This window comes from uncultured Gimesia sp., from assembly GCF_963976445.1.
GTDB lineage: Bacteria > Planctomycetota > Planctomycetia > Planctomycetales > Planctomycetaceae > Gimesia.
Map to the genome: position 1 here is coordinate 157,303 of NZ_CAXBKP010000007.1, position 22,363 is coordinate 179,665.

The window sequence follows — 22,363 nt, forward strand, 5'->3', positions numbered from 1 at the left end:
CAGTGTTTCCCTGTGAAACAATTCGGATTTCCAAACACGAACAGAATACGCAGCCAGCAGGATTTTTCCACGATCTATTCTGCCAGGCAGCGGGTAGGCGACCAATGTCTGTTATTGTTTGCCGTGAGAAATGAACTGAACCAAACCCGCCTGGGAGTCAGTGTTTCCCGAAAAAACGGAAACGCCATCAAACGTGCTCGTAAAAAAAGACTGATTCGGGAGGCCTTTCGGCTCGTACAACATCAACTTCCCAAAGGGTTGGACCTGGTCGCCATACCGCGTCCTACAGTCAATTGTGATCTGAAACAGTATCAGAGCTCGTTGAAACGACTATCTCAGACACTCAACCGCCGTCTGGAGCAAAAGCAAAGCTGATGAAACAGATTGCTTTGCAAATAATCCGATTTCTGTATCAGATTCCGTCCTACATCCTGATTGGACTGGTACGGATCTATCAGAAGACGTTTCGCTATATTCTAGGCGGACAATGCCGGTTTCACCCGAGCTGCAGCGAATACTTTATTCAAGCAGTCCAGAAGTATGGAGCCGTAAAAGGGGCGGTGAAAGGAATCCTGCGGATCTGCCGCTGTCATCCATTTCACCCTGGTGGATACGACCCACCTTAAACGGCGGCCGACTTAATATCCTTTTCGCGATGTCGCCTTGGCTGGCAGTGGCGTGTAAGGAGAAACATTTGCAGGCCCGTTCATCCTGGGGCCGTTCTGCAAACCGATTTTTTGAATCGTGGCAGACTGTTCCTGTGAGATCATCGCGGGTACCGACAATTGACTCGGATGCTTCTGCTCTGGCTCAATCAGCATGAACTGTGGAGTTGACACTGGCGCTGCTTTTTTCAATTGAAATGCCTGTGCATTCGGCTGCATTCTCTGTTTCGAATGGGGCCACTGTTCGAGTTGATCTTCTAACGTTGAGTAGTTGTCGACGGGAAGTTGCTCCAGTGTGGCAGAAACTCTCCAGTTATTGTCCCAATGTGTTGTTTCTCCCGGCGGGGGCAGTCGCGGAAGATTCTTCTTTTCCGGTTCCGGCTGGGGGAGCATCGGTTTCAATTTCTGGGGCTGTGGAAACACAGGTTGCGGTCCGAGGGGCTCTGAATCAACGGATTCTGCCTGAGCGGGAAATTCCTCAAAAACTGGCGTTGTTTCTACGCAGGATATATCAGTACAAAATACTTCTTCTTCCTGGATAACCACATGGCTGCCTGAGACCTTCCGAATCCACTCAGGCGTTTTCACGTGCGACTTCATTTTGGAATAGAAACCTTTGACCTTCCCATTCATCTGTTTGACTTTCTGTGAAACAGATGAGGAAACTGTCGAATACCGAGGAACCAGCCCCAGATGTTTCTGAGCAGGTTCATGGGCAGGTTCAACTGGATCTGCACTGAATACAGATTTAAAATACTCCTGATCTTCAGCAAGCTTTTCCTGTGATGTCCGCTGAATCAACGGACCGCTATTGTTGCTCTGCCGGTCAGGCTGCGGAAAGTTCAAACTTGGTGGCGCCGCCGGCGGAAAACGATTCTCGGCCGGTGCAGGAGCTGGTTCATTCAAATACTGATCAGAGCCCTGTTGCCCTGGTTCCATTTGGCTATACGGAGCCGACTGGTATTCCGCACCGGATTGAGAAGCTTGCTGATGCACTTTTTGCTGGGCAGACTGACAGCCATAGGATCCCGTCAATGAAACCAGGCAGGCGAATAACGAGACTGTTTTTTTATACGGCATTGTCATCTTGATTTCCTCTTTCCGTGTCGTGCGACTGGCACCATTTTAAAATACCACGATTCAAATTTGACAAACTCTAAAAATGTGGTATGGCACACGGAATAAAAATCGGTTAAATCTGCCGCTTTCTAATATACGAAAGTGATGAATCAGTTAGAATAGGTTCAACAAGCATCCGTTTATTCTTGCTAAGACGATTTCGTATAAATAACAGTGTCGTGATTGATAATTCTGTTTTTCGTTCTCTAACGATCGTACTGTTTATAACTAGATTCAAAATGAGGATAATCACTGAAAAACCAGTTTTTCAGATATTTCACAGCTTAGGAATTAGTCAAAATATAATGATTATTCCTGATAGCCGCATCCACCTGCCGAAAGAGGGGCGAGATAGATTAATGATTAATATTGAATAAGACCGCGCCCAGATCACTCGGAAAGAGGACCGGTGATTTACTACAATGAGAAAAGATCGACTCAATCAGGATTACAGAAGCCAGGAGGAACCCCATGATAGAACTCAAAAGAATTCTCGTACCGACCGATTTCAGTGAATTTGGCGAGCAGGCTCTAATATATGGTTGTGAATTGGCTAAACGGTTCAATGCAGAATTACATCTGCTGAATGTCGTTCAAGATGCCGTCGCGATGTTTCCAGAACCCAATATGATGGGGACATCGATGAATGATCTCGTATCAGATATGCAGAGTTTAGCTAAAAAACAGCTGGAAGAGATGCCTGATCTACCGGGAACCAAGGACCTGAAAGTGGTGCGGGAAGTACGTGTCGGCCCTGCATTTCTCGAAATTATCCGTTATGCAAATAAAGCAAAGATCGACCTGATCGTGATCGGTACACACGGCCGAACCGGGATTAAACACATGTTACTAGGCAGTGTGGCGGAAAAAGTGGTCCGCAAAGCCCCCTGTCCTGTACTAACGGTTTCTCATCCCGAAAGAGAATTTGTAATGCCGACTTAAAATAGATGCCCCTAAGGCCTATAATAGCTGGAGACTTTCCTTCTGGAAGGACTTCGAACGATTGATACACTCTGATTCCAGATGAAACCCCAAATACATCCCCCCACATCACATAGAGGAAATAATGCCGAAACTGACTGTTGAAAATGTAGGAGAATTCGAAGTGGAATCAGGTAAACGGCTGGTACTGGCCTTAACTGATGATGCCCACGTCGATCAATTACATGCTTGTGGTGGCGCAGGTCGCTGCACGACATGTCGTGTGGAGTATGTTGAAGGTGAACCGAATCAAATGACGGTCGCAGAAAAGAATACGCTTGCAGCCCGGGAATTATCCGGGTGCCGATTGAGCTGTCAAATTCTTTGTGATCATGATATGACGGTCCGCGTTATCAGTCGCCTGGAAGGCAGTGGACGCGCTGATGCTGGTCATATTCCGAAAGATGAAATTGAACCACAGCCTGTTGCGTGGGTTGATAAATAAACGATGATCAAAAAAACGGGAAGCTCTGGTGCGCACAAATCAGGGCTTCTCTTTAAGCTAATTTCGATCATGTGACTGGAAATAGCTCCTCTTAATCGAGGGAGAACCTCATGCGACGAGTTCTGACTTTTCTACTGGTAACTGGCTGGTTCATCCTGCCTGTCACAGACTCGGTGTTTGCCAAGACCCGTGACCCCAAGCTACAAAAGGCGGTTACCAACGCTCTGGAATATCTGTCCAGAGAACAACGTCGTCAGGGATACTGGGAAGCCAACGGAGGCCAGTATCGTGTCGCGATGACGGCTCTTGCCGGGAATGCGCTGCTGGCAGAAGGTTCGACAACCACACGTGGGAAATACGCCAAGAATATCAAGAATGCTGTTGATTATCTTCTTGAAATGAGCCAGCCGAATGGCTTGATCGGCTACAAGAACGACTACCATTACACCTATGGCCATGGGTATTCAATGGTCTTTTTATCGCAGGTTTATGGCGAAGAAGAAGACTCGTTACGTCGTGATGAACTGAAAAAAGTACTGATGAAAGCAGTCGAATTCTGTGCCGGCGCCCAAACGACCCGAGGTGGCTGGGGATACGTTTCCGCTAAAGACGGCAATGATTTTGACGAAGGCTCAACCTGTATTACCCAGGTTCAGGGACTACGTGCCTGCCGCAATGCCGGTATTCCTGTTGACAAAAAGATCATTGACCGGGCGAAAAAATATATTTCAGACTGCACGACTCAGGATGGCGGAGTTCAATACAGTATTCGTGGCGGAGGCGCTCGGCCGGCAATTACAGCAGCCGCCTGTGCTGCCTTGTTCAACGCCGGCGAATTTGATTCTGATCATTTGAAAAACATGCTGGAATACTGCCGAAAAAACATCTGGCCTGGCGGAAGTGCCAATCGTTACTTCGGACACTGGCACTACGCTCATTTTTATTATGCACAGGTCATGTACCGCGGCGAATCAAAAAACTGGGACAAGTATATCAAAGATATCGGCCAACAGATTTTACGCAAACAATCTGCGTCCGGTGCTTGGATGGAAGGTCACGTTGGCCCGGTCTATACAACGGCAATCAATGCGACCATCCTGCAACTGGATAATGGCTATCTGCCAATTTATCAGAAATAGCACCATTGCCATTTTACATGGGATCAGTGATTACTTATTCCTGATTCAGCACTTTTAAATGACTCACGACAGACTCTGCCAGTTTCTCGGGGTTGTAGCCCCCTTCCAGAAGACTGACGATACGTCCGTCACAATATTCATGGGCGACATTCAGCACCAACTGTGTCAGTGTTCCAAAATCCTCGGTTTCTAAGCCTAATGAGCCAATCGGGTCATCCTTGTGCGCATCGAAGCCAGCACTGATCAGGATCAGCTCCGGTCGACATTTACGCGCAGCTTCGAGCAGCATCCGTTCGAATTTTGCGAAATAGTCTTTCCGCGAAATTCCAAATGCCAGTGGCAGATTCCAGATGCTCCCCAAACCATCCCCTGTACCCGTTTCCTCAGCGGTCCCTGTTCCCGGATAAAAGGGAAACCGATGGGCCGAGAAAAAGTACACCTGTCCGTCTTTGTAAAAGATGTCCTGGGTTCCATTGCCATGATGAACATCCCAGTCAACAATCAGAACCCGATTCAATTTATGCTGCTCAACGGCATGCCGTGCTGCGATCGCCACGTTATTGAACAGACAAAAACCCATCGCCTGATCCGACAACGCATGATGTCCCGGCGGTCGCACTGCACAAAATGCCCGTTTTGTCTTTTTCCCCAGCACCTCATCCACAGCTGTCACGGCACATCCTGCAGCATAACTCGCGACATTATAAGACTCTAAACAGACCACTGTATCCGTCTCAATTCTGCCTCCCCCTTCACTGCAATACTGCTGTAATTCCTGTAAATAATCAGCGGTATGCACTCTGAGAATCTGTTGACGGGTCCCTGTGGTCCATTGATTGACGAGCTTCAGATTGGCAATTTTTTCTGCCGCGACACGTTCCATGACTTTTTTCAAACGAGCAGTGTTCTCTGGATGTTGCCCTGTTTCATGGAGCAAAAAAGTGGGACTCTGAAAAAAATCAGCCATAATAATTCCCATTCATCCAAGATATCTCAAATTTTTGGAGTTCCGTGTAAGTCATCTAACCAATACCAAAAGAAAATCCAGCCCCTGAAAAAGTGCACATAAAAACAGGCACAGTGCTCTATCAAATGAGCAGCAACAGAACTTGAATTTTGTAGACAAAAAAGAAAGCCTTATGACAGACCTCATTTCTCTCTGTCCCTTCTAAAGAGAAAACCCCTATCAGGGTAGAGATATTTCTTGACAGCTCGTAAGGTAAAGCGATACCTTAAGATAATAAAATTGAGTAATGAGAGACAGCCTGTGTGTCATTCACGACCATCTCTGTGTCTTTTTCTACGTTCCATTGTATCTTTGAAACAGCGATTCCTTGTAACTGCCAGTATAAATTGGCATATTTAATTGGAATCTGATCCATATTTATCGTATTATTTATAGTAAATCATCTCTTCATTCCGCTTCGTTCGGAACCATTATAGCAGCCATCATTTAATCACAGGAATTCTATTCGGCTGCCATAGAGTTATTTGCCTTATTTGTGTAATATTTTCCTTGAATGTAAAGCTCCCTATTGTAGTCTAGAATACCCCATAAGTTTATTAGATCACTGGGGTTCGAGCAGAACGTTGAATGAAGGAACTTTCCGTGCGACAATCTACATGCTCGTATCAGGCCTTTTCGCGAATTGGAATGCTGACCGCCAGAATAACGGTGATTCCTCTAATAGCAACCGGTCTGTTACTCTCAAGCAGTTCGGTGCTTCTTAGCCAACAGCCTGCCCCCCCAAATCAACCCAAGCCTGTACAGCCAAATGCAAATCCGGCCGCGAAGGGCAATGCGGCAGCAGCACCAAATAAAACTGGTAAGCAAGATCCAGCCTTGGAGCAGATCAAGGAATTGATGACTCCCGAGGAGGCAGAGCAGTTTCGTAAAACAAAACTGAGGAATTTTGAGGAATTGCTGCGTGGAGGTAAGATCAATGCTGCTGCTGACAAAAAACTCATTGCCGCGGGTGCTCGCTATAACCTGTACCTGATGACTTTGAAGCAGGATCCCCGCAAGCCGGAAAATAAGACAGACCTGAAAAAACTCAGAGCAAACGTTTTACGCGACATTCAATTTTCGGGTCGAGTGTCAGGCAATTATCAAGCCAGAGAACTGTATCTCGAAGAATTGACCAAACAGGCAGAAGACTTATTTGATAATCACCGACTCGTTCGTTTCAGCGCGGTCGTGTTATTATCAAGCCTTGATCTGCGAGATGAAGATCGGCGGAAAAAGATCGAACGAGTCGCGTATGTGCCAGCCTATGCTCCTTTGCTCAAAATCATCGCTTCCCCAAAACAACCAATAGAATTAAAAATCACCGCCGCCAATGGCCTCGCGCGTATTGGAGAAATCGGGGATCCCACAAATTCTCGTCGTGTTTCAATCGTCGAAGCACTGATTCCCGAATTGGACCTCTCTCTGAATGAACATTCCTGGTACCAGCGAAGCTTGGTCGATACTCTAGGGTCTATGGGGATCACGGACAATCTGGCCCGACGCCCGGTCGTTGTTGATGCCTTACTCAAGGTAATGAGTGATCCAAAGCGAACCTGGCGCGTCAGATCAGCGGCAGCTTACAATCTGGGCAAGCTCCCGCTCAAAGCCAATTCAGATATCAAACTGATCACTTATTCGATCGTTGATCTGACCCGCAAAATGGTCACGGCCTATAATGGGAATAACAACGCCCGCTTCTGGAAGCGTTGTTTCTGGAATGTGTACCTGGCCTTCAAACCACTAGCGGCAGGCATGGATAACGGCCTAACTCAAAAACCCGTGAATCAGTCTGTCGTCAATGATGCCTACAAACAAATAATCAAATCTGTAGCCACGATCCTTCAACCGGGACCGCCACCCAAAATTGCTCCCGACGTCACCAAAGCAATGGATGACTGGTTGAAAAAGAATCTCCCTAAAAACTTCCGCGTTGCTCCAGTTCAAGCGAAGCCTGAAAATCAGCAAGTCGCTGAAGGAAATTAACCCTTCTGCTAAACGGGACGTTCTCCCGCTCTCAAATGCTTTGAATAAATCACAGTTTCTCTTGCCTGAATCGAAAACTGGTCACTGCATTTTTCTTATGGTTCATGTAAACTAACTGCATGAAAATCACAGACGTTCGCGCAATACAACCAGTTGGTGAAAATTCGCCTGCTGACTGGCGTACCAGCCTGGGCCAAATCCTGGTTGCCATTGATACCGATTCGGGAATCACTGGCTATGGAGTTGGTGGCGGCGGGCTGGCAGGCAGCCATGTCGTGAAAACGGTTCTCCGCGATCTGTTGCTCGGGAGAAATCCGGAAGAGATTTCACAACTATGGGAGGAAATGTATCAGGCCACGCTGGCTTTCGGCCGCAAAGGAATTGCGATCATGGCCATCAGCGGAGTCGATCTGGCTTTATGGGACCTGCGGGGAAAATACGAACAGCAGCCACTTGTCTCCTTGTTGGGTGGGAATCCCGGAGAAAAAATCCCCACCTATCGTACAGTCTGGGACCCACAGGATTTGCAGACGACTACGGAACACGCCGGTTATAAGTTACACCTCGGAAAAGTGGCTGCCTCTGATCAACGGGAATTGATCATCGCTTCCGTAGAACAGGCGCGTGATTTTATTGGCCCCGACCCGCTCTTAATGGTTGATGCCTGGATGAAGTGGGACGTCGAGTCAACAATCGAAATTTCACAACAAATTGCATCCTCTCGAATTGAATGGATTGAAGAACCGCTCTCTCCAGACGATTTAGCCGGATATCGAATGCTCAAGGAACAATCTGCGGTTCCGATTGCCGGGGGAGAACATGAATTTACCTCAGCCGCCTTCGGTCAGTTGATTGAGGAGCAGCTGCATTCTGTCTTACAACCCGATGTCTGCTGGTGTGGTGGTTTGACGGAACTCATTAAAATCTACACAATGGCAAATGAAGCAGGATTACGCGTTTGTCCTCATCGAGGTTGTGAAACCTGGGCCCTGCATGCAATTGCGGCCCTTGATCCAGATCCGCTCGCTGAAACCGGCCGCCCCTGGATGACATGGGTCTCCGGACAGCCTGAAGTGAAACAGGGAACAATCGAATTATCGGACCGTCCCGGTTTTGGTCTGCTGTTCGATGAACAGAGTCTTTCCCTTGTAAATTAACGCAATAATTGAGTTCTTATCATTCCGGACATTGAAAGCCCTGCTGATTATGAAACACCTCTCTCTTCGCTCTACGATATCAGTAGCCTGCTTTCTGATGACTTTACTGACTCTGGCAGGATGTAATCAGGAATCATCTCAAACGGCGACCCAACCGGCTTCAGTCAAAGAAGACCCCCCCATTCCCACAGCGCCAGCCGGTCCTGCAATTCTGTCCGAAGAGGACCTTCATGAACGCCTGAAAAAAGACAATCCAGATTACCAGAACAATGCTGAATTCGGTAAAATGAAAGGGGAATTCGTTTCGGTCAATTTGTTCAACACCAAAGTAGAGAACATTTCTGCGCTCGAAGGATTGAAACTGCAATATCTTGACCTGACCAATTGCCCAATCACTGATTTAAGTCCCCTTCAAGGAATGAAGCTTGTAGAACTTTATCTGGAAGGAACCTATGTCAGCGATCTACGTCCCTTGAAAGGCATGCCGATCCAGATTCTACGATTGGAACACACACCAATTGCAGATATTTCACCCCTGGAAGGAATGCCCCTCAATCAACTCAACCTGTTTGACACGAAAGTCAAAGATCTTAGCCTGATCAATACACTTCCTTTAAAGACACTGTGGATTCCAAAAACCGAGATCACCGATATTTCTCCGCTGAAAGGCATGCTGCTGGAAAGCCTTGATATTCAAGACACGAAAGTGGACGATTTATCGCCGCTGAAAGGCATGCCGTTTCTTAGGTTGAATCTGGCAAACTCAGCAGTCACCGACCTGACACCACTCAAAGGGATGCCTTTACAACGGCTGATTTTCACACCATCCAAAATCACGAAAGGCCTGGATATTGTTCGAGAAAACCAGGCTATTCAGGGAATTGGAACGAACTTCGAGAATGTGAAAGCGGCGGGTGAATTCTGGAAAGAATATGACCTGAGTCAAAGCGCGAAGAAAAAATAATTGCTGCCATCCGCAGGCAAGCGGAATTCAATCGACCAGATGCTGTCGGTTCTCTGAGAAGATCTCTGACTTCCAGATCCCAAGCCGATTTCCCCAGTATTGTACGAGCACCCCCAGTGTCAGTAAGCCATAGCGGGCACTGCGTTTGAAATTGATGCTTGAGGCTTCTTCAAAATAACGAACTGGTACGGGTATATCGCTTAGTTTAAAGCCAAATCGTACCGCCTGTGCCAGAAACTGACTGTCGAATACAAAGTCGTCCGAGTTTTTTTCGAAGGGAATCGTTTCCAGAACTTCACGCCGGTAAGCGCGAAAACCACTGTGAAAATCTCCGAGATTCTGACCAAGTGCGATGTTCTCCATGATGGTGAGACCACGATTGGCGACATACTTATAAAGCGGCATCCCACCTTCCAGCGCTTCCGCTCTGGTTCGGATCCGCGAACCAAGAATGACATCACAAATTCCCAATCGAATTAATTCAATCGCGACTGGTACGACGCGGCTGTCATACTGATAATCGGGGTGAATCATCACAACATAGTCAGCGCCAGCCTCTAACGCATATCGGTAACACGTTTTCTGGTTACCTCCATAACCGGTATTCCGGTCATGTTGAATCACGGTTAAACCCAGGCGTTTGGCAACTTCTACTGTATTATCGGTACTGCAGTCATCGACCAGTACAATTTCATCAACCGATCCTTCAGGAATATCAGACACGGTTCGTTCCAGCGTGCTGGCTGCATTGTAAGCCGGCATGACTGCAATAACGCGCCCTCGCGGAGGAACGGAACCAGGCTCATGAGATATTGGATCGGACATTGTACAATCGGAAAAGACGGGAGTAGCAAAGGGCTACGTTGTGAGAATTTACATCGAAAGCCTGAACGACAATCAGAGTCGAATTCAGCAAAAGACTGCGATGCATTGTTTACGAGAAACTGTCCGTAAACAAGTCTAAAAGCGTGAGTTTTAGAGAATCAATCAAACAGGAGAGGACGTCAGGCTGCAAACCCGGTTTCTTCCTTCTGCCTTAGCTTGATAGAGCGCGCTGTCTGCAGCGGCAACCATCGCTTCCACACTCTCCATAACGTGAGGTGCGTAAGTTGAAATCCCAAGGCTGGCTGTCACAGGAATGACAGTACCATTGAAATCGATCATTGCTGATTCAATCGAATGACGAATGACTTCGGCAATCCGTTCAGTACCTGCCAGACCAATATCAGGCAATAAAATCGCTAACTCTTCCCCACCATAGCGTGCAGCAATGACACTGTCCGAAGAGCGAATCTCCTTGATGCGTTCTCTAAGAATATGAGCGACCCGTCTAAGAACTTCGTCACCAGCCTGATGACCATAGTTATCATTGACCAACTTGAAATGATCCAAGTCAATCAGAATCAACGAACAAGACATTTGCATACTATGAGCGCGGTTAAATTCATCCTCAATCAATTCATCAAACGAACGACGATTAACCAGACCGGTTAAACCATCCTGTTTCGCCTGCCGTTCAATCGTGGCGTGACTGAGCACCTTGAGCAGTGTATTGGAAAGAAATTGAGAAGCCCAGGAGATCAGACGCAGTGATCTTTCATCGTAAGGCTGGCCTTCCTGACTGGTCAGGCAGATTGCGCCAATTCGTTTTCGATTCGTAACTAGTGGAGAAACTAAAGCAGCCCCGATCAAAGATCGAATCCCATGTTTTTCCAATTGATCGCCTGTCAGTGAAGTATTCTCACCCGAATTTAGACCAATTTTGACCAGATTGATTTCATGCTCTCGCCAACGGGCCTTCACGCCTGCCTGTTGTGCAATCCCACATTGCACAATCGCTTTAGATCCCGTTTCTTCACCGGGGGTCGACAGGAATAATCCTGCTCTGCTTGAATTAGTCAGCTGGCGAAGCCGATCCATAAACTCTTCCAGCATTTTGACGGGAGTTTTATATTGCTGATCGGCTAAGGAACGTAATTCAAGTTGCTCTCGTGTCACCCGCAATTCATAGCGGTGAGATTCAAAATCTTGATTCTTCACGATGTTCCGCGAGATACAAATCAGCAATCGTTTTGCCAGTTTAATCTGTTGTTTTTCTTCGACCCCTTTGGGGTACAGGTCCGTTGTGATAAAGATGCCGGAAACATCCTCTTTATCATAGACTGCCATCAGGCAGAGTTTTTGAACTCGAGTCCGATCCTGTTCGTGGAAACTGGCATAGATTTGTGATTCGCGCAGTCTTTTGCCGCGCAGGACAAGCACATTTTCACTGCGTAATTGATGGAGCAAATCCCGATCAATTTCGAAAACAGCATTGGTATTCTTAATAATACCTCGCGACTCACCCAAGCGAAATTCACCATCAATCAGATTCAGATAAACCCCAAATCCTTCACGTAGAGAAGGTACATACCGTTTCAACAATAATTCTATCGTCTGGTCAAACTCAGACTGAGTGACAAACTCTCGCAGAATATGATTCTCGATCAGCGTCATTGCACGATCTGACTGCACATCATTTAGTTCTTCTTCAACGGCAGAGATATTGCGTTGGAATTCCTCGTTTTCTTTACGAAAAGCAGACATTTTCAAGGAGTAAACGGCATACTGCAGCAGGCATACGCAAGCGATCGCCACTACACTCATGCTGGATACACCATGCGCCACGTTATTCGTAAACACGTCTATGATTGATGCAATAAGATAAGACAACCGTCTCCTGCGCTTTCTAACATACAGGCCAAATTAAGTTGAATAGAAAATCTACGTGAATCTTGTAGTCTTCATTAAAACTTAGCTTAATAAACGGGGTTGGGGAGCATGCATTTTTCATTCACCGATAGGGAAATCCCCCACTCCTTCTGATTCCCCGCTGAATTCGTTATAATCCAAAGAAAGAGACTTTTTTCTCTTTCAGATCCAGCAGAGTTCATTTCTAATAATAATGTAGCTAACCCCTTTACTGATAAATTTTTATAGAGTGTCAGGTCCTTCCATGAACAAAAGCACTGCCCATCCCTGTTCACAGTCCGGAAATCGTTCCAATATTATCTGTCTGCTGTTCTGTCTGGCTTTGTTTCTGACCACAGCAGCGCCTGTTGTTGCTGAAAAGAAAAAAGAACAGTCACCTGACAAGAAAACCGCTAAGGCCGACGCCCAGAAAAAGAAGAGCGCAACACCATGGGTATCACTATTTAACGGAAAAAATCTCGATGGCTGGAAAGCCCCTGAATTTGGTGGCGAAGGAGAAGTCCATGTGAAGGATGGAAACCTGATGCTGGAAATGGGCGTCGATCTGACCGGCGTTACGCTGACGAAAGTCAAAAATCTGCCCACAACCAACTATGAAATCGAGCTGGAAGCGAAACGCGTCGATGGAACGGACTTCTTCTGTGGTCTCACATTTCCCGTTAAAAAGGACCCGTGTTCCTTTATCCTGGGTGGCTGGGGCGGAAGTCTGTGTGGAATCTCCAGTATCGATGGAGATGACGCATCTCAAAACAGTACCACCACATTTCAGACCTTTAAAAAGAATCAATGGTATAAAATCCGTCTCCAGGTGACGGATCATAAAATCCAGGCTTGGCTGGATGGCAAACAAATTGTCGATCAGAATTTGAAAGACCGCAAAATCTCGATCCGATACGAAGTAGAGCTTTCCCGTCCCTTTGGAATCACATCTTTCGCCACGACGGCCGCCTTAAAAAATATCCGATTACGCAAACTGACTCAGCAGGAAGTCGCCAAAACAGCTCCCAAGTAGAGAACACCGTGTTGATTATAATCAACACACTGATGGGGAAACTCACCAACCGCGAACCCGATTTGGAATCGATTTCACTCCTAACGCAATAAATAGACTGCGTTTAGGAAAGAAGCAGCGATTCAGTAAACAACCGGTATCGGTTTTGCATTCGTATAGAGACAGAGGGGTTTGAAATAGTGCGTGGTTTCAAGCCCTCTTTTTCTTTACTCTGGGCAAAACGGTACTATCTTGAACTCACAATTAACTGCAGAAGTCGCTGCTCTGATTGCATCGCAAAGTCTTTCTCTGGCAGAAGGCACAAAACCCTTCTCTCCCACCGCACTTTATGATTTCTGGTTTCATGGTCAGGAACACCTGAAACAACGTCGAAACGTTCTGGAGCCATTTGCCAATGAAGATGAGAATTCCCAGATTTCTGAAAAAGAACTGGAAGTGATCCTCAAAGACTTCTTTGCTGAAGAAATGCTGGTTCGTGTCGTTACCGCAGTGTTCACCGCCGCTGATAAAAGACGTAATCAATGCCAGGCTGAACCAATTGCCCGTAGTCTCTTTTTATCATTTTTAGACGTCAAACGGCTGGCGCTGTCAATTCTCGTATCAGAAAAACACATAAGCCTGGATGCCTTAAAAAGCATCAATCGTATCAGACGTTCAATCGAACGCTGGACCGATTTATTTCTCGGGCAGCTGGTCTTCCGATTTGGCTTGGAAGAATTCGCTCATGACGTAGCCCGCTCCAAAGATTTTGGGGAAGACCAAGTTTCTAATCTGAATGTACCGCATCCGATTCAAACCTGGGATCTGATCACAGCCGGTCTCCGCATTTCTTTCCCCGCCGGCCTCTCAAGCAAAACCGACGATCATTGGGAAAAAATGCTGGGGGCGATCATCGCCTGTTACCCGGCTGAATGCTTTAACGATTCCGCAACGATGAAATCCCTCCAACGAGTTCGAATCGAGCGAAGTGGACTGCATCCGGAAACAACACCGGATCGTTTACCAGAACAATTTAACTCACCCATGTATCGCAGCCTGTTTGGAACTCATTCTCAAAAACAGACAATCCACAAGCAGCCTGCCAATTTAAAAGCAGATCTTTCCCCCCTCAATCACAAAACGTCGATCAGCTTTTCTAAGCTCAAAAAACGTAACCCAAACGAATCGTCATCTTGACTCTAGTAATCGTGAGAAGAAACTTTGGGGAATAGCAGTTGACTTGATTCCCTGCACAGGGGTATGATCAAGTTTGAAGATATTCAGAAAGAAATTTCTCTGAATTCCTATTTTATTTGTTTTGGAGTTTCTCCGTGACACATCGGTTTGGTACTTTTAGCTTTAATTTTGTGCGGCTGTACTTTTTCTCAGCCTGGCACTTTTTTAGCTATTGGTTTACCGAAACAGGTTACCTGACCGATCGAGCATACACTGTTCATAGTAGATGAACAAACCCCGAATTCGATTGGCCCTGTAACCTGACTGGTTACAGGGCTTTTTTTGTACCCTGAGTCTAAAATAGAAACGAGTCAAAGCCATGATAGTAGTAATGAAGCCCAATGCCACCGCGGAAATGGTTCAGGCTATGGTGAAGCGTGTGGAAGAAATGGGATTGAAAGCGCATGTCATTGTTGGTGAAGAACGTACCGTCATCGCAGCCGCGGGGATCAAAAGAGACGGCCATCAGGCAGAACTGGAGTCCTGTGAAGAAGTGGAAAAAATCGTTCCGATTGTCGCTTCTTATAAAGTCGCCAGCAAAGAAACCAAACCGGAACCAACTGTCGTTCAAATACGAGATCTCAAAATCGGTGGTTCCCATGTCGGAGTGATTGCAGGCCCCTGTTCTGTTGAAAGCGAAGAACAAATCCTGCAGGTCGCCCATCAGGTCAAAGCGGCCGGCGCGACTGGACTACGGGGTGGCGCCTACAAACCACGAACCAGCCCTTACTCATTCCAGGGCATGAAAGAAGAAGGATTAAAGCTGCTGGCCTTGGCGCGTGAACAAACGGGGCTCGCCATCGTCACCGAAGTGATGACTCCCGAACATGTTGATATGCTCTGTCAATATGCGGATGTTTTGCAAATTGGTGCGCGCAACATGCAGAACTACCACCTGTTACAAGCGGTCGGCGAAACCCGTACTCCTGTCCTGCTCAAACGAGGGGCCTCCGCCTCTATCGAAGAGTTCCTGCTTGCCGCCGAATATATTCTCGACCAGGGAAACCAGCAGGTCATACTTTGTGAACGGGGAATCCGGACGTTCGAAACACACACTCGCTTCACTCTGCCTTTGGCAACGGTGCCCTACCTGCATGAGCGGACCCACTTACCTGTTGTGATTGACCCCAGTCATGGGACCGGAATCGCCAGCCTGGTTCCCCCCATGTGTGCTGCTGCGATTGCCGCCGGCTGTGATGGACTGATTCTCGAAGTTCATCCTGACCCCTCTCGCGCTATGAGCGATGGCGCTCAGTCACTGACGCCAGAAGTATTCGCAGATACGATGGAAACCTGTCGCAAAGTTGCCGCAGCACTCGGAAAGGAAATAGGATAATCGTTTGTTAACGAGAACTGACTTCACACGTTGTCCATTGGAGCCCGATCATGAAGCTGTGCCTTTTTTCTGTCAGTTATGCTGGTTTCTGGGGACAATCCACTTTGAGTATCACCGACTTCATCGCCCAGGCATCTCAGCTGGGTTATGATTCGGTGATGTTAATGGGAAAACGACCTCACCTGTCTCCATTGGACATGACGTCTGAGCAAGTCACGTCGATTCAACAATCGCTCGAAGAACACCAAATCAAATGTTCGATCATCGGAGGCTACACAGACTTTTCAGGTACCGGAGCCGCTGAAGTTCCATACCAGGAATTACAAATCCAGTATGTCGAGCAACTGGCACAGTTGGCACAACAATTAGGTGCTCCGACCGTTCGTATTTTTACCGCTTACGACTCCCCACGGCAGACACCACATGCGCTCTGGTGCCAGGTCGTTTCTGCACTCCAGGAATGCTGTGACCGTGCCGCGTCTTACGGTGTCACAATCGCTGTCCAAAATCACCATGACGTCGGCGTGCACTCTGATGCCCTGTTAGAACTGCTGCACGATATTGACCGCCCGAACTGCAAACTTGGTTTTGATGCCTGGTCGCCTGCTCTGCGCGATGAAAATCTGTTCGAAGCCGCACGCAAAATGGCACCATATACCGCCATCACCACAAATGCTGACTACATCAGACTTCCGCGTTTTAACTACCAACCCGATGTGATCAATTATCAACGACAACAACCTGATATGGTCCGTGCCGTCAAATTCGGTACCGGCTTCATCGATTACTCTGCTTTTTTCCACGGCTTGAAAGAAGGTGGCTTCAAAGGAACCGCAACCTATGAAATGTGCTCGCCCCTTCGTGGTGGTGGCAGCCTGGAAAACCTGAATGAGTATGCTTCTGAATATCTGACCTGGATGAAAACACATTTATTTTGAATCGTGTGTAATCAGTCAACTTACTTCCGCGCTGGAAGATGCTCTAACAACTCCTGCACGATCTCCGGGTGTTTTTCTGCGAGGTTCTTCACCGGGTCAGGCGTCTTAGAAATATCATAAAGTTCCCGTTTCGACGGCTGTTTTTTGCCGGTGGTGACAATCAGACGATGCATTTTCGTACGCACACTGACAGCAGAATTCCAATAACTCAACGCCGCTTCACGCACATCAGACTTGTTACCATTCAGGATCGGTTTAAGACTGATTCCATCCAATGGAAATTCTGTCTTTTGAAATTCCGGCTGACAAAGATCAACGAGTGTCGGATAAAGATCAACCGTCTCCACCAGCGCAGAGGATTTCAACCCTGCCTGGGAAACGCCCGGTGCTCGAATAATGAGCGTACTCTTTAAAGCACGTTCATAGGGTGCATGCTTGGCCCAGAGTGCAGTATCGCCCAGAAACCAGCCATGATCTCCCCAGACAACGACAATTGTGTTCTCACTTAGCCCCAGTTCATCCAGCGCGGTGAGTACCTTACCCACCTGCCGATCCACATAGCGCACACAGGCCAGATAAGCCCGCCGCGTCTTGATTTGAGCCGCTTGAGATAAGGGACGTGTTTTTTCAGATTCCATATTGTAACTGTAAAATTCACCACTCTTATGCCAATAGGGAGAATTCACTTTTTCAGGATGAGGCGGCGGGGGAATCGTAACACGCGACATGGCCTCCCAATCCTGCTTCGGAGCCACAAACGGGAGATGGGGTTTGATAAAACCAAGCCCCATGAAGAACGGCTGCTCCTGCTGTTTGAGTTCACCTAATTTCTGAATCGCCTGTTGTGCCAGCAAACCATCGGGCAGATCTTCATCCTGCTCTGCGGTGAATTGCATCAGATCACGAATACCAGATCCATCCTCGCGGCTGCGGCCGTTCGCATAAGCAAAAAAGATACCCCAGCCCCGTTTCCAGGAACCAAAGGGAGTTGCCAGTTCATCCCAGGCATGAGGCAATTCCTCGCGCCCATCTCCCTTCCCATTATATTCGAATACACGACCATCGGCCGTATGTGATATTTTTCCAATACAGGTCGTCTGATAATCACTGCGACGAAACAGTTCCGGCAGAGTCTGCGCTCCTGCGGTCTGTCTGGCTGAGAGTGCTGACTTCCCGCGATAGAAGGCTTGATTACTGCGGGTGACGCCTGAATTAATCGGACTGCGTCCGGTCAACAAGGCATAACGCGAAGCGCCACACGTTGGAACTTGGACAAAGTGATTCGTAAACAGAACCCCCTGTGAAGCCAGTCGGTCGAGAGAAGGGCTCTGCACATAAGGCAGCCCGTAACACCCTAATTCCGTTCTTAAATCATCAATAGCGATGAACAACACATTAGGACGCCTCGCTGCAGCGGCTGCTCCAGGTATCCAGTACAAAAGAAAGAAAAGAACTAGAACAAGCATCCGCATATACAAACCTGATTTCACAGAAAACAACTCCTACCACAAACACAAACTGACTGACTGACTGACTGACAAGAAAATAATCTTCTTCAGTTTAAGTTTGACACGGTAACACAGGCTTGTACACAGTAAACCTGTCTGAAATTGCTGCTTGCTACTCGATCAAGATTCCATCACCAGCACACCGGTCCCATTGATTTGATCATTTTTCAAATCGATCAAGGCCCGATTCGCATCCTGCAATGAATAGGTTGTGATGTGAGGACAGATCGGGATTTCAGCCGCTTCCTTTAACAGTTCCTGCCCATCTTGTCTGGTATTCGCTGTCACGGATCTGAGACTGCGTTCATAAAACAGTGTTTCCTCATAATTCAATTGAGGAATATCAGACATATAAATTCCCGCCAGCGCCAAAGTGCCCCCTTTTTCGAGATGTTTCAGGGCAGCGGGTACGAGTTCGCCCGCGGGAGCAAAGATAATCGCCGAGTGAACTTTAACAGGCATCTGATCGGAACGCGCTCCGACCCAGACCGCTCCCATCTCACGTGCCAGTTTTCGATGCTTTTCTCCGCGTGTGACGACAAAGACATCACAACCATGGTGCAATGCCATTTGGATCACGACATGCGCACTGGAACCAAATCCATAAATCCCCAGTCGTTCACCAGGCTGCAAGTCACTTTGTTTCAAGGCGCGATAACCAATAATTCCCGCACATAATAAGGGAGTCGCTTCTAAATCACTGAAGACATCCGGAATGGCATAAGCATAATCTTCCTGAACTACGGCCAACTCGGCGTAGCCGCCATCGGCATGATAGCCTGTGAAACGAGACTGCTCACACAGGTTTTCGCGTCCGGACTGGCAAAACTCACAAACACCACAGGTACTGCGCAGCCAGGCGATACCGACTCGATCACCGTTCTGAAAACGCTTGCAGGACGCCCCCATTTTAATGACGGTTCCCACCACCTGATGCCCCGGGATGATGTGTGACTTTGTTTCAGGTAAGTCACCTTCTATTACGTGCAAATCAGTCCGGCAAATCGCACAACAATGCACCCGAATCAAGACTTCATTCGGCCCCGGATTGGGTGCGGGAACATCAGCCAGTACCAATGGCGAACCACTGATGTCGGCACGCTGATTGAGTACCATCGCTTTCATCAGAAGTTGTCCTCCCACACTCTGAATTACACGAACGGGAAATCAGTCCGGATCATATTTCGGATCGCTTGTTACATCCTAGTTTGCAGCAGACTTATCGAATGCTTCCTGAACCATTTTGATTTCCTTGTTTTCATGTTCACGCAGATCTGCCAGTAATGTCTCAAATTCCTGCAAGGCAGCACTCCAGTTTTCAAAAGGGGGCTCTGGTTGTTTGAGACGTGAGATAAAATCATCAATCTGAGTCAGGATCGTTGAATGTTTCTCTTTGAAATCAGGTACCATAATACAAAAACCAGGAGACTCATCTAGTACAGGCTTAAAATAACCTTCCTGCTCTTCATCTTCGAAGTGCTTTGCTAACAGATCACGAAACTTTTGCACACGGGTTCCCATTTCCCCAAATTTCGGTAATCCGCGTTCATCAAGTTCGGTCCACCAGTCATTCAGCGTTTTCATGTGTGATAGTATCTGTTCGTGCTCATCCAACAGATTCTGTAAATGCTCGTGAGAATTTGTGTTTTTGTTCATCTTCTTCAACTCCTTTTTACGGTTCGTTTATTATCATCGATTTTTCTGTTTGTTATGTGTTTAAGACTGACTGACTTTGGCGCTCAACTCAGCCTCGACCTCGGCAATGCGTGTGACCGTTTTCAGAACGGCATCCGGATTGAGTGAAATACTGTCAATTCCCTGCTTCACCAGGAATTCCGCGATTTCAGGGTAATCACTGGGAGCCTGACCACAGATCCCGATTTTTCTCCCACACGCTTTGACTCGCTGAATCGCCGCTGCCAGTGAATCCATCACCGCAGGATCGCGTTCATCAAAAATGTGCGCCACCACTTCAGAATCCCGGTCAACCCCCAACGTCAATTGCGTCAGATCATTGGAACCAATTGAAAAACCATCAAAGATCTCGGCAAACGCCTCTGCCTGAATCACGTTACTCGGAATCTCGCACATGATGTAAACCTCAAGTCCATCTTCCCCGCGACGCAAGCCATGCTTGGCCATTTCTTCGAGAACTTTTTTTCCCTCTTCCACTGTACGACAGAAAGGAATCATCAGTTTCATATTCTTCAGGCCCATCGTTTCGCGGACCTTGCGCATGGCCTGACATTCCAGACCAAACGCATCCCGGTAGCGCGGGTGATAGTATCGAGAGGCTCCTCGGAACCCGATCATGGGGTTCTCTTCTTTCGGTTCGTAAAGCTGCCCGCCGATCAAATTGGCATACTCATTTGTTTTGAAATCACTCATCCGCACGATCACATCACGCGGATAAAAGGCACCCGCTATCATTGCCACTCCCTGGGCCAGAGTATCGATAAAGAATTCAGGCTTATTGGCATAAGCAGGAGTCAGACGATCGATTTCTTCCTTTAGAATCGGATCATCCAGGCTGTCATACTCCAAGAGTGCCATTGGATGGATCCGAATGAATGAATTGATAATGAATTCCATTCTCGCCAGACCAACGCCGTTACTCGGAAGCATGGAAAGGCGAAATGCTTCGTTGGGATTCCCTACAATCATCATCACGCTGGTCTTGGGGCGTGGTAATTGAGAGAGGTCGACTTCATCGACGTTATAATCAAGCTGTCCTTCATACACAAAGCCGGTATCACCTTCGGCACAGGAAACAGTCACCATCGTTCCGGAGGAAATCGCACTCGTGGCATCTTCCGCACCGACGATCGCCGGGAGTCCCAGTTCTCGGCTGACAATCGCAGCATGGCAGGTTCGCCCACCACGATTAGTGACAATCGCAGCCGCTTTTTTCATAATCGGTTCCCAGTCCGGATCAGTCTTGTCGGTAATCAACACATCGCCCGGCTGCACTTCATCTAAATGTTCCGCACTATGAATCACCCGCGCGACACCATGACCGATTCGTTCCCCCACACTGTGCCCGGTGCAGAGAACTTTTCCCCGCTGATTCAGATGATAGGTCTTGAGCCGGTTTAACTCTTTATTGGAATGAATCGTTTCAGGACGCGCCTGGACGATGAATAATTCCCCTGTGATACCATCTTTGGCCCATTCCATATCCATCGGACAGAAGCGCCCCTGCACCTTGGAATAATGGTCTTCAATCACACAGGCCCAGCGTCCCAGTGTCAAAATGTCTTCATCACTGATGGCATACTGCTTTCGATCAACTACATCGACGGGCACATTGCGAGTCATTTTCCCGCCGCCAGCATCATAGATTAACTTGAATTCCTTCGACCCTAATGACTTCTTCAAAATCGGTTTAAAACCAGTTTTGAGTGTCGGTTTGAATACGTAATATTCGTCCGGGTTCACACTGCCCTGAACGATATTTTCACCCAAACCATAGGCGGCGTTGATCAAAACCGCATCTCGGAACCCAGTTTCAGTATCAATGGAAAACATAACCCCTGACGAGGACAAATCTGAGCGCACCATCCGCTGAATGCCAATCGAAAGCGCAATATCAAAATGATCAAATCCTTTTTCCGTGCGATACGAAATCGCACGATCCGTAAACAGGGACGCAAAACAGCGACGGCAGGTCTCCATCAAGTTGGCTTGCCCCTGCACATTCAAATAAGACTCCTGCTGCCCCGCAAAGCTGGCATCGGGTAAATCTTCTGCTGTCGCACTACTGCGGACAGCAACATCAACACCTCCAGGCAGATTCTCGCTTAGTGTTTGATACGCTTGATAAATTTCATCCTGGATAGGTTGCGGGATCTCTGCAGAGAGAATGGCATGCCTGACTTTTAAACCATGCGCTTGAAGATTGGAAATATCTGAGGTATCCAAATCCTGGAGTATTTCCCGAATCTGTTGATCCAGGCCGGTCTCAGACAGAAACAGACGATACGCAGCCGCCGTCGTGGCAAATCCATTGGGCACCGAAATCCCCTTGGAACTCAGATTGCAATACATTTCCCCCAGCGAAGCATTTTTCCCTCCTACTGCAGGGACATCTCCGATGCTAAGCTTCTCGAACCATAAAATCAGAGGCTCCTTTGTCGTCACG

The 22,363-nt window shown here is 47.6% G+C and carries 20 protein-coding genes; 12 read left to right on the forward strand and 8 right to left on the reverse strand.

Annotation, left to right across the window (positions count from 1 at the left end):
- Positions 1-12: 12 nt before the first annotated feature.
- Positions 13-375, forward strand: coding sequence for a ribonuclease P protein component (gene rnpA / locus AAC022_RS10265; RefSeq protein ID WP_339730653.1), 363 nt, complete (start codon positions 13-15; stop codon positions 373-375).
- Positions 375-626 (forward strand): membrane protein insertion efficiency factor YidD, encoded by a 252-nt coding sequence (gene yidD, locus AAC022_RS10270; RefSeq protein ID WP_339730654.1) that lies wholly within the window; start codon positions 375-377, stop codon positions 624-626. The genes rnpA and yidD overlap by 1 nt, the downstream gene beginning before the upstream one ends.
- A gap of 12 nt (positions 627-638) precedes the next feature.
- Here yidD and AAC022_RS10275 read toward each other — a convergent pair whose 3' ends face one another.
- Entirely contained in the window at positions 639-1,751 is a 1,113-nt protein-coding gene (locus tag AAC022_RS10275) for a hypothetical protein (protein ID WP_339730655.1), read from the reverse strand.
- A gap of 504 nt (positions 1,752-2,255) precedes the next feature.
- On the opposite strand from AAC022_RS10275, the gene AAC022_RS10280 reads away from it, so the two are divergent.
- From AAC022_RS10280 to AAC022_RS10290, 3 genes are all read left to right on the forward strand, one after another.
- A complete protein-coding gene (locus AAC022_RS10280; RefSeq protein WP_339730656.1) occupies positions 2,256-2,726 on the forward strand; it encodes a universal stress protein in 471 nt (156 codons plus the stop codon).
- Positions 2,727-2,850: 124 nt separating this feature from the next.
- Positions 2,851-3,210, forward strand: a complete 360-nt coding sequence (locus AAC022_RS10285) for a 2Fe-2S iron-sulfur cluster-binding protein (protein WP_339730657.1) — start codon at positions 2,851-2,853, stop codon at positions 3,208-3,210.
- A 110-nt stretch (positions 3,211-3,320) separates the two neighbouring features.
- Entirely contained in the window at positions 3,321-4,349 is a 1,029-nt protein-coding gene (locus AAC022_RS10290) for a prenyltransferase/squalene oxidase repeat-containing protein (RefSeq protein ID WP_339730659.1), read from the forward strand.
- 34 nt (positions 4,350-4,383) lie between these two features.
- On the opposite strand, the gene AAC022_RS10295 is transcribed toward AAC022_RS10290, so the two are convergent.
- Positions 4,384-5,316 (reverse strand): histone deacetylase, encoded by a 933-nt coding sequence (locus tag AAC022_RS10295; protein ID WP_339730662.1) that lies wholly within the window; start codon positions 5,314-5,316, stop codon positions 4,384-4,386.
- A gap of 642 nt (positions 5,317-5,958) precedes the next feature.
- Here AAC022_RS10295 and AAC022_RS10300 point away from each other — a divergent pair.
- The 3 genes from AAC022_RS10300 to AAC022_RS10310 all read left to right on the forward strand — a co-directional run bounded on the left by AAC022_RS10300 (position 5,959) and on the right by AAC022_RS10310 (position 9,462).
- Entirely contained in the window at positions 5,959-7,341 is a 1,383-nt protein-coding gene (locus tag AAC022_RS10300) for a hypothetical protein (protein ID WP_339730664.1), read from the forward strand.
- Between the two features lie 119 nt (positions 7,342-7,460).
- Positions 7,461-8,498, forward strand: coding sequence for a mandelate racemase/muconate lactonizing enzyme family protein (locus tag AAC022_RS10305; protein ID WP_339730666.1), 1,038 nt, complete (start codon positions 7,461-7,463; stop codon positions 8,496-8,498).
- Between the two features lie 97 nt (positions 8,499-8,595).
- The gene (locus tag AAC022_RS10310; RefSeq protein ID WP_339730668.1) at positions 8,596-9,462 is read left to right on the forward strand and encodes a hypothetical protein; all 867 of its coding nucleotides are present in this window, start codon (positions 8,596-8,598) and stop codon (positions 9,460-9,462) included.
- Positions 9,463-9,489: 27 nt separating this feature from the next.
- Here the strand turns inward: AAC022_RS10310 and AAC022_RS10315 are convergent, their stop codons facing one another.
- Together AAC022_RS10315 and AAC022_RS10320 are read right to left on the reverse strand one after the other, a co-directional pair.
- Positions 9,490-10,287, reverse strand: a complete 798-nt coding sequence (locus AAC022_RS10315) for a glycosyltransferase family 2 protein (RefSeq protein ID WP_339730671.1) — start codon at positions 10,285-10,287, stop codon at positions 9,490-9,492.
- 162 nt (positions 10,288-10,449) lie between these two features.
- The gene (locus AAC022_RS10320; RefSeq protein WP_339730673.1) at positions 10,450-12,108 is read right to left on the reverse strand and encodes a sensor domain-containing diguanylate cyclase; all 1,659 of its coding nucleotides are present in this window, start codon (positions 12,106-12,108) and stop codon (positions 10,450-10,452) included.
- A gap of 349 nt (positions 12,109-12,457) precedes the next feature.
- On the opposite strand from AAC022_RS10320, the gene AAC022_RS10325 reads away from it, so the two are divergent.
- The 4 genes from AAC022_RS10325 (at position 12,458) to AAC022_RS10340 (ending at position 16,714) form a co-directional block, all read left to right on the forward strand.
- Positions 12,458-13,225: a DUF1080 domain-containing protein gene (locus tag AAC022_RS10325; protein ID WP_339730674.1), complete on the forward strand. Its 768-nt coding sequence runs from the start codon at positions 12,458-12,460 to the stop codon at positions 13,223-13,225.
- 231 nt (positions 13,226-13,456) lie between these two features.
- On the forward strand, positions 13,457-14,401 hold the full coding sequence (locus AAC022_RS10330) for a hypothetical protein (protein ID WP_339730675.1): 945 nt from the start codon (positions 13,457-13,459) through the stop codon (positions 14,399-14,401).
- A gap of 358 nt (positions 14,402-14,759) precedes the next feature.
- On the forward strand, positions 14,760-15,776 hold the full coding sequence (gene aroF, locus AAC022_RS10335; protein WP_339730679.1) for a 3-deoxy-7-phosphoheptulonate synthase: 1,017 nt from the start codon (positions 14,760-14,762) through the stop codon (positions 15,774-15,776).
- A 50-nt stretch (positions 15,777-15,826) separates the two neighbouring features.
- Entirely contained in the window at positions 15,827-16,714 is an 888-nt protein-coding gene (locus tag AAC022_RS10340) for a sugar phosphate isomerase/epimerase family protein (protein WP_339730680.1), read from the forward strand.
- 20 nt (positions 16,715-16,734) lie between these two features.
- Here the strand turns inward: AAC022_RS10340 and AAC022_RS10345 are convergent, their stop codons facing one another.
- The 4 genes from AAC022_RS10345 to ppsA all read right to left on the reverse strand — a co-directional run bounded on the left by AAC022_RS10345 (position 16,735) and on the right by ppsA (position 22,362).
- Positions 16,735-18,108: a sulfatase gene (locus AAC022_RS10345; RefSeq protein ID WP_339730681.1), complete on the reverse strand. Its 1,374-nt coding sequence runs from the start codon at positions 18,106-18,108 to the stop codon at positions 16,735-16,737.
- Positions 18,109-18,342: 234 nt separating this feature from the next.
- Positions 18,343-19,347 (reverse strand): zinc-dependent alcohol dehydrogenase family protein, encoded by a 1,005-nt coding sequence (locus tag AAC022_RS10350; protein WP_339730682.1) that lies wholly within the window; start codon positions 19,345-19,347, stop codon positions 18,343-18,345.
- Positions 19,348-19,425: 78 nt separating this feature from the next.
- Complete coding sequence (locus AAC022_RS10355; protein WP_339730683.1) at positions 19,426-19,878, reverse strand: hemerythrin domain-containing protein; 453 nt, start codon at positions 19,876-19,878, stop codon at positions 19,426-19,428.
- A 60-nt stretch (positions 19,879-19,938) separates the two neighbouring features.
- Positions 19,939-22,362, reverse strand: a complete 2,424-nt coding sequence (gene ppsA / locus AAC022_RS10360) for a phosphoenolpyruvate synthase (protein WP_339730685.1) — start codon at positions 22,360-22,362, stop codon at positions 19,939-19,941.
- Between the last annotated feature and the right edge of the window lies 1 nt (position 22,363).